The 13,507-nt window shown below is 73.0% G+C and carries 5 protein-coding genes; 1 reads left to right on the forward strand and 4 read right to left on the reverse strand.

Translation table 11 applies throughout. The features are described from left to right. Positions 1 to 18 precede the first annotated feature (18 nt). The 3 genes from ACIP4X_RS18330 to ACIP4X_RS18340 all read right to left on the reverse strand — a co-directional run bounded on the left by ACIP4X_RS18330 (position 19) and on the right by ACIP4X_RS18340 (position 11,759). Entirely contained in the window at positions 19 to 6,837 is a 6,819-nt protein-coding gene (locus ACIP4X_RS18330; protein ID WP_401349364.1) for an SDR family NAD(P)-dependent oxidoreductase, read from the reverse strand. Continuing rightward, a complete protein-coding gene (locus ACIP4X_RS18335) occupies positions 6,834 to 10,913 on the reverse strand; it encodes an amino acid adenylation domain-containing protein (protein WP_401349367.1) in 4,080 nt (1,359 codons plus the stop codon). Before ACIP4X_RS18335 ends, ACIP4X_RS18330 begins: the two co-directional genes overlap by 4 nt. A 90-nt stretch (positions 10,914 to 11,003) precedes the next feature. Continuing rightward, complete coding sequence (locus ACIP4X_RS18340) at positions 11,004 to 11,759, reverse strand: class I SAM-dependent methyltransferase (protein ID WP_401349370.1); 756 nt, start codon at positions 11,757 to 11,759, stop codon at positions 11,004 to 11,006. 287 nt (positions 11,760 to 12,046) lie between these two features. Between ACIP4X_RS18340 and ACIP4X_RS18345 the strand changes: the two genes are divergently transcribed. Continuing rightward, complete coding sequence (locus ACIP4X_RS18345; protein ID WP_401349372.1) at positions 12,047 to 12,607, forward strand: GNAT family N-acetyltransferase; 561 nt, start codon at positions 12,047 to 12,049, stop codon at positions 12,605 to 12,607. Between the two features lie 26 nt (positions 12,608 to 12,633). On the opposite strand, the gene ACIP4X_RS18350 is transcribed toward ACIP4X_RS18345, so the two are convergent. Beyond that, the gene (locus tag ACIP4X_RS18350; RefSeq protein ID WP_401349375.1) at positions 12,634 to 13,434 is read right to left on the reverse strand and encodes a class I SAM-dependent methyltransferase; all 801 of its coding nucleotides are present in this window, start codon (positions 13,432 to 13,434) and stop codon (positions 12,634 to 12,636) included. Between the last annotated feature and the right edge of the window lie 73 nt (positions 13,435 to 13,507).

Below are 13,507 nucleotides of genomic sequence, written 5' to 3' on the forward strand. Positions count from 1 at the left end.
AAGAAAGGTCTGGGGGGCTTACCGGTCGGCGCGTACGGCGGCCAGGGCCCGGTCGATCAGGGCGGCGGTCCGGCGTACCGCCGGGTCGTGCAGCAGGGAGTAGTGGTGGCCCTGGACGGTGTGGGCGTCGACCGGGCCGTTGACGTGCGGCAGCCATCCCAGGGCGGGCAGGTCCCCGGCGTCGTCGACGCCCATGCCGACGCCGGCGTTGTGCGGCGAGGGGCGGGACGCGGCGATGAGCAGCAGGCGGGTGGCCGGATCGGTGAGGTGTCCGGCCCGGTGGTCCGCCAGCGCCCGCAGGTGGCGTTCGAAGACCTCCAGCCGGGTGTCGGCGGTGTCCCGGGGGCCGAGCAGGCCGGCCAGCCGCAGCCGTTCGGTGACGGCCTGGCGTACCGCCGCCGGATTCAGGGCCTTGCGGATCACCTCCGCGTCCGCGCCCAGGCCGAGATCGAGGTCGAGGAACGCCTCCAGCGAGCGCAGGTAGCGGATGGCCGCGAAGGCGGTGTCCTGGGCGCGGTCGGTGCCGCCCAACGCCCTTATGCGGTCGGGGGTGTTGGAGTCGATCAGGACGAGGAGGTCGGTTCTCTCGCCGCGCCGCTCGAGTTCGACGGCCATCTGGTGGGCGACCGTGCCGCCCATCGACCAGCCGCCCAGCAGGTAGGGGCCCTGCGGCTGGTGGGGGCGCAGCGCGGCGAGGTAGCGGTCCGTCATCTCGGCGATGGTCCGCGGTCCGGTGCCGCCGGTCAGGGCGGGGTCGGTGAGGGCGACCACGGGACGGCCGTCGGTGAGGAGACGGGCGAGTTCGCCGTAGCACAGCACGTCCCCGCCGGAGGGATGCATCAGGAACAGTGGGCGGTCGCCGTCGCCGTCGTGCAGCAGCATGGCCGCGTCGGTGTCGGGGCTCGCACCGTCCCCGGACGGTTTCCGTGTCCGGGTTGCGTCGGCAGGTACCGCCCGATCCGGCTCTCGGACCGGGGCGGCGGACGCGGAACGTGGCTCCTCGAGGTCCCACGCCTGCGGTGCGTCGGCCAGTCGGCGCACGCGCGCGGTGTAGGCGGCGAACGCCGCGTCCGCTTCCTTGGCGGGCAGGGCGCTTTCCAGTACGTCCCACTGCAGCAGGAGCGCCCCGTGCTGCTCGATCACCTGATGGTCCAGCCAGGTCTGCGGGGTGCTGCTCACGCCGTACACGGGTGTGCCCGCCCAGTCCAGGTCGTGTCCGCCGCCGAGCGGACCGGACAGGCCCAGGGCGCTGGTGAAGACCACGGGAACGGACTCGGTGCGGCCGGTGCGCGAGGACTTCTCCGCCAGCAGGTCGAGTGCGGAGAACTCCCGGTGGTCCAGGTCCTCGAAGAGGGTGCGCTGGGCCCGCACAGCTGCATCGGCGAAGCAGCGGGTGTCCGAACGATCCACCTCGTGCAGCATCAGCGAGGTGAAGTCGCCGACCACTGCGTCCGCTCCGGGAAGGTGCGTGGGCCGGTCGAAGAGGGTGAGGGTGAGGGCGAACCGGTCCTGCTCCGACCACTTGGCGAGGGCCTCCCCATAGGCCGCCAGCAGGACGGCGGTGGGGGTCAGTCCACGCCGGGCTGCCTCGGCCTTGAGGGCGTCCCAGCGGTCCGGCTCCAGACGGGCGGTGCGCCGGGCGAAGCGGGGCCGCTCACCGGGATTCTGCGTCTGCACGGGAAGCGCAGGCGCGCCGGGCAGGTCATCCAGTCCGGCGCGCCAGTAGGCGGCGGCCCGCGCGTATTCGGGGCCCTCGGAACGGCGCTCGAGCGCGGCCACGCAGTCCGCGAAGGTGGTGTCCAGTGCGGGCAGGCGAGCACCGGGATCGCGGTAGAGGGTGCGCAGTTCGCGGTCCCAGATCAGGTAGCTGGCGGTGTCGCACACCAGCACGTCCACGTTGACGAACAGACGGACGACGTCGCCGGGCAGCCGGGCCGCCCGGATGTCGACCATGGGCCAGCGGCCCGGGCGGGGTTCGCGGCGCACCATGCGTTCGCGGACGCTCTCCAGCTTCCGGGCGCGTTCGGCGTCGTCATCCTTCGTCAGATCCTGCACACGGATGCGGTAGCGGGGCACCTTGTCGAGCACCCGGTTGCGGCCTTCCGGTGAGATGACCGCGCGCAGCATGGGATGGCGGGCGATGACCGCGTTCCACGCTGCTTCGTAGCGATCGGTGTCCAGGCCGGGGCAGTCGTACTCCAGGTGGAAGGAGCACGGGACGTCGCCGAGGCGGTAGCCGCCGGATCCGCCGACCCAGTAGGCGTGCTGCACCCGCGTGAGGGGGAACTCCCGCGGGCCGTCGCCGGGTGCCTGGGGCAGGAACCCTGTGTCCCCTGCCCCTGCGGGCGTGCGCCGCGCTTCCTCGCCGGGCAGCAGCGGGGCCAGGGCCGCGATGGTCGGCCGGGCGAGCAGGTCCTGCAGTCGCAGGTCGGCTCCGTGGTCGTCGCGCAGGCGGGCGAGCATCCGGGTGGCCAGCAGGGAGTGCCCGCCAAGTGCGAAGAAGTCGGCGTCGCGGTCGGTGACGGGGAAGCCCAGCAGGTCCGACCAGACCCCGGCCAGTTGCGTCTCCGCACCGGTGGCGAACTCCGCACCGGTCTGCAGCCGTTCCATGAGCGCCCCCGAAGCGGGCATGGAGGAAGCGGGTACGACGGTGGGCGTGCCCGCGGTACGGGGCGCGAGATCGGCCGGCGATACCGCGACGGAGGCCGGGGCACGGCCCTGGGCCGACAGCGCCAGCAGCCTGTCCACGGTGCGCATGCCGCCGGCCAGGCCGATCGAGTGCCGGGAGGCCACCGTGCGCTCGCTCCGGCCGGGGCCCACCCGCCAGCCGTCCCAGGCCACACTGAGCCAACGGGGAGAACCCGGGCCCTGGGCTTGCTCGTGTTCGGCCAGCGCGTCCAGGTAGCGGTTGACGGCGGCGTACGGGGCGAGGCCGAGGCCGCCGACGAACGCCGTGGCCGAGGACATCAGCAGCACAGTGGCCGGGCGGCGGTCGGGCGGGAGGCTGTGCACGGCGGCGCGCAGCGCGAGGGCCGCGGTGACCTTGGCGTGCGCGTGCGCGTGCACGGTGTGCTCCTCGGTGGCCCGCAGCGGTGCTACGGCGGCGGAGGCGACCACGCCGGCGGCGTGCACGACCAGGTCCAACGGTCCATCACGGTCGCTTAGTTCTCGCAGCAGGTCCGTGGTGGCGGCGGTATCCGCGGCGTCCACGGCACGGACCTCGATGTCGGCGCCGGAGTCCCTCAGGAGGCGTACCGACTCCGCACGTTCGGCTGCGCTGCTGCCGGGGGCCGGGTTCGGGTCTAGCCCGGTGCGGCCGGTCACCACGACCCGTCGTCCGGAGCGGGCCAGATGCCCGGCCAGGGCCAGGCCCACGTCTCCGAGGCCGCCGAGTACCACGGCCGTGCCGGTGGCACCGTCAGCGCCGGCGGGCCCATCCGGGTCCGATGCGGGCATCGACGGCCGCCAGGGCGTGATGCCGCGCGTCCAGCGGTGTCCGCCGCGGACGGCGCACTCGGTGCCGCTCGGGCCACCGGACACCAGGTCCGCGGCCTCCGCGAGCACGGCCTCCGGATCGATGGCGTGCGGCGGTCCGGCCGGCAAGTCCAGGGCGCGCCAGCGCAGGCCCGGGAATTCCTGGGCGAGGACACGGGGCACGGCCAGGGTGGCGGCGGCGTGGGCCGCGGGGCGGTCGGAGCTCTCCACCTGCTGAGCACAGTGGCTGATGTGGAGCAGACAAGTTCGGTGCGCCCAGGACGCGATGGCTCGCGCCACCTCCGCATAGCGCAGCACGGACGCGGCGACGGATCCGGCCGGGTCAGCTACGTCGTCGGCCTGGTCCTCGCCGGTGTCGCCGTGCGGGCCGATCACTACGACGCCCTCACAGAAGGTGTGCGGGTCTCGGGCGGCCTCGTCGAGGGTGACGGCGTGAGCCCCGGAGGCAGCGAGCGCGGCGCGCACCCGCTCGGGCAGCGGTGAGTCCGACGGGCCGTCGACGAGCCAGCGGCCCCGCAGCGCCGACCGGTCCGTGTCGGCCGGGGGCGTGCGCCGCCAGACGGGCAGTTGGAGGGGTTCCGCCTCGTCAGGAGCCGTCTGCGCGGAGTGGTGCCCCTTTTCCGCCGGCGCCGCGGGCGGCCGGTCGGCCGCGGGGCCCGGGGCGGGCGGATCGATCCACAGCCTGCGGCGTTCCAGGGGCAGGCCCGGCAGGACGACCCTGCGGCGCCCCGACCGGTGCAGCGCGGCGGCGTCCAACGGAACTCCCAACGTCCACAGCTCTCCGGCGGCCGCGAGCAGCGCGGCACGCCCTCCGCGCGGCTCGTCACGGTCGGGGAAGGTGGCCAGCGTGGCCAGTGGCTGCCGGTCCCGCTGCTGCCGGGCCAACTGGAGCAGTGCGCTGCCCGGTCCCGCCTGGACGAGGACGGCCGGCCTCTCGCCCAGGGCGGCGGCCAGGGCGTCGGAGAAACGCACCGTGGAGCGCAGATGCGCCACCCAGTGGTCAGCGTCGGGAATTGTGTGCAGCAGCTTTCCGGTGAGGGTCGTGGCGAGCGGGATGCCAGGTACCCGTGGCTGGACGGTGTCGGCGGCCGCGCGCAGCTCGGGCAGGATCGGGTCGACCAGGCGGGAGTGGGCGGCCGCGTCGAGGGAGAGCCGTACGGTGCGCTCGCCGCGCGCGGCCAGAGTCCGCTCCAGTTCGGTGACGGCTCGCAAAGGTCCCGACACCACGCAGGACTGGGGGCCGTTGACCGCGGCCAGGTCCAGTTCCGGATGGTCGGCGAGCAGCGACAGGGTCTGCCGCTCGGCCAGCGGGACCGTCAGCATCGCCCCGCCGCCGGCCGCCCTGGACATGCCGCGTGAGCGGACCGCCACCAGGGCAGCGGCGTCGGGCAGGGACAGGGCTCCGGCCAGGACGGTGGCCACGTACTCGCCGAGGCTGTGGCCCACCACCGCGTCCGGTTCGACGCCCCAGGAGCGCAGGGTGCGCGCGGCGGCGAGGGAGACGGTGAACAGGGCCGGGAGGCCGTGGGCGGGGTCGCGCAGCAGCCGGCGCGCCCGGTCGTCGGACGGGTCGGCCGTGATCAGCGCGGTGAGGTCGGTACCGGTGCCGTCGTCGAACAGATCCGCGCACTCGTGCACGGTGCGGGCGAACTCCTCTTCCTCGGCGCAGAGTTCGCGGCCCATGCCCGCGTACTGCGCTCCCCCGCCGGGAAAAGCCAACACGATCCGGGGCGCAGTGGGGCCAGGACGCCGTCGGGAGGCGGTGCGCAGCGCACGGGTGTCGGCCTCCGCTGCCCCCGTGATCACCGCGGCGGCGCGGTACGGCAGTGTGGCGCGGCCGGTGTGCAGGGTGTGGGCGGCGTCGGCGGTCTCGACCGCCGTGGTGTGCAGGGCGGTCGCGGTGGCCTCGGCCAGGCGGGCGAGGGCGTCGTCGCGGTGCGCGCTGAGCAGGGCGAGTTGCGGGCGCGGGTCGGCGGGGGGTTCCGGCCGGACGGGGGCACTGCCCAGGACGACGTGGCAGTTGGTGCCGCCGATGCCGAAGGAGCTGACTCCCGCGTACCGGGGGCCGGTCCAGTCGGTGGCCTCGTGGACGACGGTGAAGGGCGAGTCGTCCAGGTGAAGGTCGGGGTTGAGGGGCAGGGCGTCCGGCGTGGGCGGCAGCAGACCGTGGTGCAGGGCGAGTACGGTCTTGGCGAATCCGGCGATGCCGGCAGCGGAGTTGGCGTGTCCGATGTTGCTCTTGACCGAGCCGAGGGCGCACCAGGCCGGCCCCGTGTCGCCGAAGACGCGGCGCAGCGCGGCGACCTCGACGACGTCGCCGAGGCGGGTGGCGGTGCCGTGGGCCTCGACGTAGCTGATGTCCCTCGGCGTGAGACCGGCCACGGCGAGCGCCTCGGAGACGACACGGGCCTGTCCGCGCGGCGAGGGGGCCGTGAAGCCCGTGCGGTCGCCGCCGTCGTTGTTCACGGCGGAGCCGTGCAGGACGGCCAGGACGGGGTCGCCGTCGGCAAGGGCGTCGCGCAGCCGTCGCAGGACGGCCACGCCGACGCCCTGGGTGTGCACGATGCCGGTGCCCTCCGCCGAGAAGGCGCGAACACGGCCGTCGGCGGAGAAGATCCCGTCGGGGACATGGAGGTAGCCCCTGCCCTGCGGAACGATCAGGGAGGCACCCCCGGCGAGGGCGGTGTCGCACTCCCCCGCCAGCAGCGACTGCGCCGCCAGGTGCACGGCGACCAGGGACGTCGAACAGGCGGTGCCGACCGCGACGGCGGGCCCTGTGAGCGCGAGGCGGTGCGCGACGTGCAGGGGAAGATAGTCGGCCACCCCCGCCAGCGCCGCTTGGAGGCTTCCGACGGGGTCGGTTGCGGAGGCGGCGTACCGGTCCGCGAGGTTACGGGCGAGGTAGTCGCTGTGGGCGGCGCCGGCGAAGACGCCCACGGCGCCCGCGCCGACGCCGCCGCCGTGCCCGGCGCTCTCCAGGGCACGCAGGCAGGCTTCCAGGAAGAGCCGCTGCTGGGGGTCCATCACCGCCGCTTCGGCATCGGTCAGGCCGAACGGCTCGGGGTCGAAATGGTCCTGTTCGTCGATGACCCCGCTGACGGGGATGTGGGCCGGGTTGGCCAGCAGGCGCGCGGGGACACCACGTTCGGCCAGCTCCCGCTCGCTGTGCCGGGTCAGTCCACTGCGGCCCTCGACCAGCAGGTTCCAGTACGCCGCCGTGTCGGGGGCTCCCGGGAACCGGCAGTCCACGGCGGTGACCGCGATCAGGTCGTCCTCCACGGCCGGTTGATCCGGCTGGGGGGCGTCCGTCATGTGTGCGCGGGGGAAGGTGGGTTCCGTCATCGCGTGGTCTCCTCGGCCAGGGCGCGTGCGGCGACGCGGGAGGTCCGGCGCGCGGGCCGTTCGGGCTGCGGGGTCGTGGGCAAGGGAACGGAGCCGGTGCCGCCGGCGCCGGGGGGTCGGGCTGTGCCCGGGGCACGTTGCGCGGTGATGCGGGCGGCCAGGGCGGCGACGGTGGGGTGCTCGAACATGTCGGCGAGTGCGAGGCGGGGGGCGATGCTCTCGCGGAGCCTGCGATGGGTGAGGACCAGGGTCAGGGAGGTCGCACCGAGGGCGTTGAAGGTGCTGTCAGGTGTCACCGGCAGGTCGGTGAAGTCGGCCAGGACGGCGGTGAGCGCTTCCAGCACGGCCGGGTCCACCGTGCCCTGGCCGCGGCCGTGGGAAGACGTACGGGGTTCGGTGACGTGCCGGTCGGAGGCGGGGGCACTGGACGCCGCTACCGGACCGGTGGCCGAGGAGGGCGTCGTGGCGGTGCTCCCGCGGAGGTGGCAGACCACCTCCACCAGTCCGCCGGCGGCCAGACGGGGTTCGGCGGCCGTGCCGTCGGTGGTCTGTGCCACCTGCCTCAGCCAGTGGGCGGCCGCCTCCAGTGCCTGGTCCGGTCGGAGCCGTCCGGGCCGGACCACGAGGGCGGCCTCCAGCCCCAGGGCGGTCGCCTCGGCGAGCGCGGCGGCGACCCATTCCTCGCCCAGAGCAGAAACGTCACCGCAGGTGGTGGCGGACCCGGCCGGGACCGTACCGGAGGGCGCGGAGGGCTCGTTCTGCTCGGCGGCGACCGTACCGGACACATCGGCAGTCGTGTGCCGGGCGTCGGCCGGTGCGGCGGTCAGCGCCGCGTGGTCGATCTTTCCGTTGGCCGTCATCGGCAGTTGGTCCAGGATCACGAACCGGCTGGGCACCATGTAGTCGGGAAGCCGTTCCCTCAGGGCGTCCGCCAGCTCCTGAGTCGTCGGCGGCTCGCTCACTCCCCGGGGAGACAGGTGCGCGACCAGCCGGGGCCGCCCGTCCGGGCCCCGCACCGACGACACCACGCACTGGCGGACCGCCGGATGGCGGGCGAGCACCGCTTCCACCTCGCCCAGTTCGATGCGGTGCCCGCGGATCTTCACCTGCCGGTCGACGCGTCCGAGGAACTCGATGGTGCCGTCGACGGTCCACCGGCCGAGGTCCCCGGTCCGATACAACCGACGGCCCAGTACGGGATGGACGGCGAACCTCTCGGCGGTCTGGACCGGATCGCCGGTGTAGCCGCGGGCCAGTCCGTCGCCGCCGATGAACAACTCTCCCGCCTCACCGACCGGGCAGGGCGCGCCGTCCTCGTCGAGGACGAAGAAGCTCTGACCGCGCAGAGCCCTGCCGTAGGGGATGCTGCGCCAGCGCGGATCGGTGCGCTCGATCGGGTAGGTGATGGACCAGATGGACGCCTCGGTGGCCCCGCCCAGGCTCATCACCCTCGCCTGCGGGGCGAGTCGGCGCAGCCGGTCGGGCAGGGACAAGGGGATCCAGTCGCCGGAGAGCATCACCAGACGCAGGGTGCGCAGCGCCGTGGCGGCCTCCTCCGGTTCCATCTCCGCGTACTCGACGAGCATTTCAAGCAGGGCGGGGGCGGTGTTCCACACGGTGACGCCATGACGGCCCGCCAGTTCGAGCCAGTGCTGCGGGTCGCGCTGCCGCGCGGGGTCGGGCAGTACCAGTGAGCCACCGGCGCCGAGGACGCCGTAGATGTCGAACACGGACAGGTCGAAGCTGAGTGCCGACAGGGCCAGCACCCGGTCCTCGGGGCCGATGGCGAACCGGTCGACGATGTCGTCGATGGTGATGCGCGCGGCCCGGTGCTGGATCTCCACGCCCTTGGGGCTGCCGGTGGAACCCGAGGTGAAGATGGTGTAGGCGAGGTCGTCGGCGCGTGGGGCTGCGGGCGATGGCACGGGTTCGGCGGGGTCTGCGACGCTGCGGGCGGGCCGACCTGCGGCGGTCAGGCGGTGCGCGGTGACGCCGTCGGGCCAGTCGGCCTTCACACCGCGGCCGGTCAGTGCATGCCGGACGCCCGCCCGCTCGCAGACAGCGGCGATCCGCGCGGCCGGCCAGGAGGGTTCGACCGGCAGGTAGCCCGCTCCACTCAGGTTGACGCCGAGTACGGCGGTGATCTGCGCGGAACCCTTCTCGCAGGCGACGGCGACCATGTCGCCGGGTCCCACTCCGTGAGAGGCCAGCAGCGCCGCGGTGACGGCGGCGTTGTCCGCGAGGCGCCCGTGGGTGACAGTGGCGGCGGAGGTGCGCAGGGCAGGCCGCTTCGGATGCCGGCGTGCCGCGTCGACGGCCGGATCGTGCAGCAGCGGGCCCGCAGTCGGGAAGGGCACGGCGTCGAGGGGCTCTTCGGGGTGGAAGGAGGGATCCCAGCCCAGCGCCGGGTCACGCCAGGCGTCGGGCCGCGTCAGGGTGCTCAGCAGACGTACGTAGGCGCAGAGCAGGGCCGGGATCCAGCCATCGGGGAAAGCTCCCTCGACGGCATCCCAGGCCAGGCGGAGCCGCCCGCCCTCGTCCCACACGATGTGGTCGAGCAGGACCTGGGGGGTCTGGGAGATGCCGTACACCTCCCGGCCGAGCCAGGCGGCCGGCGGTTCCCCGTCACCCGCGAGACCCACCCCGCTGGTGAAGACCACCGGGTGACTGGGGGCTCCCACCGTCTGCGAGGTGCGCGCCCGCAGGTCCCGGAGCACTTCGACACCGGAGACGGACCGGTGGTCCAGGTCCTCCCAGAAGCGGTGGTTGACGGCGGTGGCGTAGTCGGCGAAGCCCTTCCAGTCGGCGGGGCTGAAGCGAGGCGTGCCGACCAGGGCGGTGGTGGTGAAGTCGCCCACCACGCCTTCGGCCCCACCGCCGGATTCCGGACGGTCGAACAGGGTGGTGTTCAGGCATATCCGCTCCCCGGCGCCCCACCGGCCGAGTACGACGGCGAAGGCCGCGAGCAGGGCGGCGGTGGGTGTGACCGCGTGCTCGGCACATCGGGCGCGCAGCTCGGCCCAGGTGCCGGCGTCGAGTTCGGCAGCGGAGCGGACGAAGCGGGGCGGGGTGGTGTCGGCGGGGTCGCGCAGCAGGGGCAGGCGCGGCGACGGCGGCAGCTCGGAGGCGCGTTCGGCCCAGTAGGCACGGTCGCGTGCGCGCCGGGCCGCCCACTCGGGGTCTCCGGAGCGGGCGCGCTGGAGGTCGGCGAACTGCGCCGGCAGTTCGGGAAGCCGGTCGGCGGGGTCCTCGACGAGACGGCCCCACTGACGCATCAGCAGCATCCAGCCGGCCAGATCGGTCAGGAGCACGTCCACCCCGACGTGCAGCCGGGTCCGCCCGTCGGGCAGCAGCGTGGCGTGGATGTCGAACAGCGGCCAGGAACCGGTGGGGCGGTTCTGGTGGGAACGCTCCTGACGCAGGACCGACAACATTTCCTGCACCCGCTCGCCGAGTTCGTGACGCAGGTCGGTGACGCCGATCCGGTAGGGGCCGGGGGCTTCGGCGATGTGCTGGCGGCCTCGGTCGTCCACCGTCATGCGCAGCATCGGGTGGTGTTCGATCAGCCGGTTCCATGCGGTTTCCAGTCGGCCCACGTCCACGAGCGGGTCCGCGTCGCCGGGCGTGCGGTCGTACTCGTAGTAGTAGTAGGTGGCCACTCCCCCCAGGGGCATGCCCTCGGCCCGTCCAGCGAGGTACGAGGCTTGAATGGGCGTCAGGGGGAAGCCCTCCGCTGACGTCTCCTCACCGCGCCGGACATCACGGGTTGCCGTTCCCGCCTGTGTCTCACGGTCGAGGGGCCCGGAGCGCGGTGCGCCGTACGGCACCTGTACGGCGAGAAGGCGGTCCGCCACCGCGCGGGCCGTTGCGGCGTCACCGAGGAAGGCGGTCAACGGCAGGTTCTGACCGGTGCGTTCGCGGATCCGTCGCCTCAGCCGCACCGCGGTGAACGACTCGAGTCCCAGGGCCGCGAGCGGAGTCGTCAGCGTGACCTTCTGCGGTGGTGTGCCGAGGACTTCGGCTATGCAGTCGATGACGCGGGCAAGGATGTCGTCGCTCGGCACAGGCTGGTTCATCCGGTCTCCGTTGCAGCGGCAGGCAGGAAGGCGCTTCGCCCTTCAGGCAGGGGGAAGCAGGACACCAGTGAACCTAAATGAAAATGATTATCAGATCAACCACTGTGATGACGTTGTGCTCACACGCTCCAGAACACACAACCCCAGCACCGGATCACCGGCCCGGCGCAGCGTGAGCCCCGCCTCGGCAGCCTCGGCCGCCAGGGCGTCCTCCGTCGCGACCCACCAGCGGTACTCGGCCGAGGCCCCGGCCAGCACCTGCCCTTGACGCAGAACTTGGTAGTCCATGTGCCAGGTGATCTCGTCCGCTCCGGAGGGGCGCGCGCTCGCCCAGCCCTCGTACTCCAGTTCACCGATGACGACATGAGCCATCCGCACCCGCTCCACCTCCGTCGGGGCGAACGGCGGAGTGACGTTGAACACCAGCACTCCCCCAGGGGCGAGTTGCCGGGCGGCCCGGTTCCACAGCGCACGCCTCTGGACGGGCGGCAGATGACCGATCACGTTCAGGGCCACGACCGCGTGCACACCGTCGGGCCAGTCGGTGCTCGCGCAGTCACCGGGAACCACCGTGACCCGCTTGCGCAGTTCGCCGTCCTCGTGAACGCGGGCGAGCAGGACGGCGCGCATCGCGGCGGAGGGTTCGACGGCAAGCACCGGCACCTGCGGCAGCGCGTCGCAGATCACGCGCACACCGCGTCCGGATCCGGCCCCGAGGTCCACTACGGCCCCGGCCCCGGCCCGAACAACCGACAGAACCTCCGCCAGCGCCGGAGCCAGCGGCTCCCACGCCTCGGCGATCATGATGTCGAGGTACTCCGCAGACCGCTCGTAGGGGTCGCTCATCACTGCTCCAGGAATCCGGTGTCACACGCGTCGTCGACGAGCGGGCGCGCACGCCGGACACCTGGGTCCGCTGCCGTGGACACCGCAGACGCCGGACGGCCGAGGCACCCCTCCAGGGTCAGGGCGCGCGACGCTCGTGCCGTACATTAATCGCACATGAATACCATTACCAGAAGCAGGCTGACGCAGGGATCTTGATGGAGCGCCAGACGGACACCACGGCGAGCACCCCTCGCACGGCGGCCCTTGAAGCATCGCCGGCAGGCACGGCTGGCAAGCTGCCGGTTGTGACAGCGCATGAAACAGTTCACACACCCGGAATCACGCAGATCAGCCGGGCCCTGGACGCCACCGCGGCCATCAGGCGGGAACTCACCGACTGCTGGACGGCAGTCATCAACGACGGAGGGGCCGTCGTCCCCATGGAGTGTCCACTGCCTCCGGTGACCCCATCGATGCTCGAACCGGCGATGGAACGGATCACGCGCGAGCTCTCCCCGCAGCGGAGCAGACTCCTTCTGGCGAACCTCGACGGCGCACTCGCCGGCTGGATGCTGCTGCGCCGCGAGCAGCATCCCCTCGTGGCGCACTGCGGTGTGGTGAACCACGTCCAGACGCATGTCCGCTTCCGGGGGCTCGGCATCGGCGCCGCGCTGATGCGGCGTGCCGCGGGCATCGCACGCGAGGAGATGGGCCTGGAAAGACTGCAGCTCACCGCGAGAGCCGGTCTGGGACTGGAGGACTTCTACCGCAAGACCGGTTGGACCGAGGTCGGCCGGTGGCCGGGTGCGCTGCGGGTGGCGCCCGGCGACGACCGTGACGAGATCCTGATGAGTCTGGCCCTCTGAAGCTTTCCGTCGCAGCCCGTGCGGACTCATGGCCGGTCGCCGACAGCGGCTCCTGGCGTGCCGTCCCTGACCGCCACCAGCACGGCGCTGTCGCCGAACTGCCAGACCGGCGTGACATGGCCGAAGCCCGCCTGGTGCAGCAGCTCGGTATGGCGACCCAGCGTCAGGTGGCCGCTGTCCGCGCTTCCGCCATCGGCCGGCCGACGCCGCTCGCGCTCGTCGAACAGGTCGGCCAGTTCCGGTTCCAGGGCCGCCGCGTCCCACCAGGACCGCCAGTCCTCATGGGGGTGGCCTCCCGTCCGTTCCGCCCGCCGGCGGGCCACGTGGGCGGTGATGTCCGAGCAGGGTGCTCCGTCCGGTGGGAAGTGGTCACCGTTGACGAGGACGCCGCCGGGGCGCAGCAGTGCGGCGAGACAGCGGTACGTGCGCAGCAGCACCGGTTCGGGGAGGTAGTGCAGGGCGGTCGTCGAGACGGCGGCGTCCAGGGGGCGTTCCAGCCCCAGGGTGTCGGCCCAGCCTTCCTCCCCGATGACGGTGTCGACGTAGCGGGCGGCGTCGGCGTGATGGGTTCGCCCCAGTTCCAGCAGCAGGGGGTCCATGTCGGCGGCGACGATCTCCGCGTCCGGGAGGCGGTCGGAGAGCCGCGCGGCCAGGGAGCCGGGGCCGCAGCCGAGGTCGAGCAGGAGTGGGCGGGGCCGGCCTGCCGTGACGTGTTCGACGACATCCGCGATCACGGTGAAGCGTTCCTCGCGGTCCAGCGCGTACCGCTCCTGCTGCCGTTCCCAGCGCTCGACCCACGCCTTGGCCGTCGCCATGCTCACGCCCATTCCGCGCGCCACCTCTTCCGTCTCTCACCTGCCCGTGGACATCACGAATCTACAGGTGGAAACGGTTATCACT

The organism is Streptomyces sp. NPDC088817 (assembly GCF_044750345.1).
Classification (GTDB): Bacteria; Actinomycetota; Actinomycetes; order Streptomycetales; family Streptomycetaceae; genus Streptomyces.

What these genes read in the sequence shown, in the direction of transcription:
- ACIP4X_RS18330 (WP_401349364.1), bottom strand. Translation starts at nt 6,837, where the DNA reads ATGACGGAACCCACCTTCCCCCGCGCACACATGACGGACGCCCCCCAG.
- ACIP4X_RS18335 (WP_401349367.1), bottom strand. Translation starts at nt 10,913, where the DNA reads ATGAACCAGCCTGTGCCGAGCGACGACATCCTTGCCCGCGTCATCGAC.
- ACIP4X_RS18340 (WP_401349370.1), bottom strand. Translation starts at nt 11,759, where the DNA reads ATGAGCGACCCCTACGAGCGGTCTGCGGAGTACCTCGACATCATGATC.
- ACIP4X_RS18350 (WP_401349375.1), bottom strand. Translation starts at nt 13,434, where the DNA reads ATGGGCGTGAGCATGGCGACGGCCAAGGCGTGGGTCGAGCGCTGGGAA.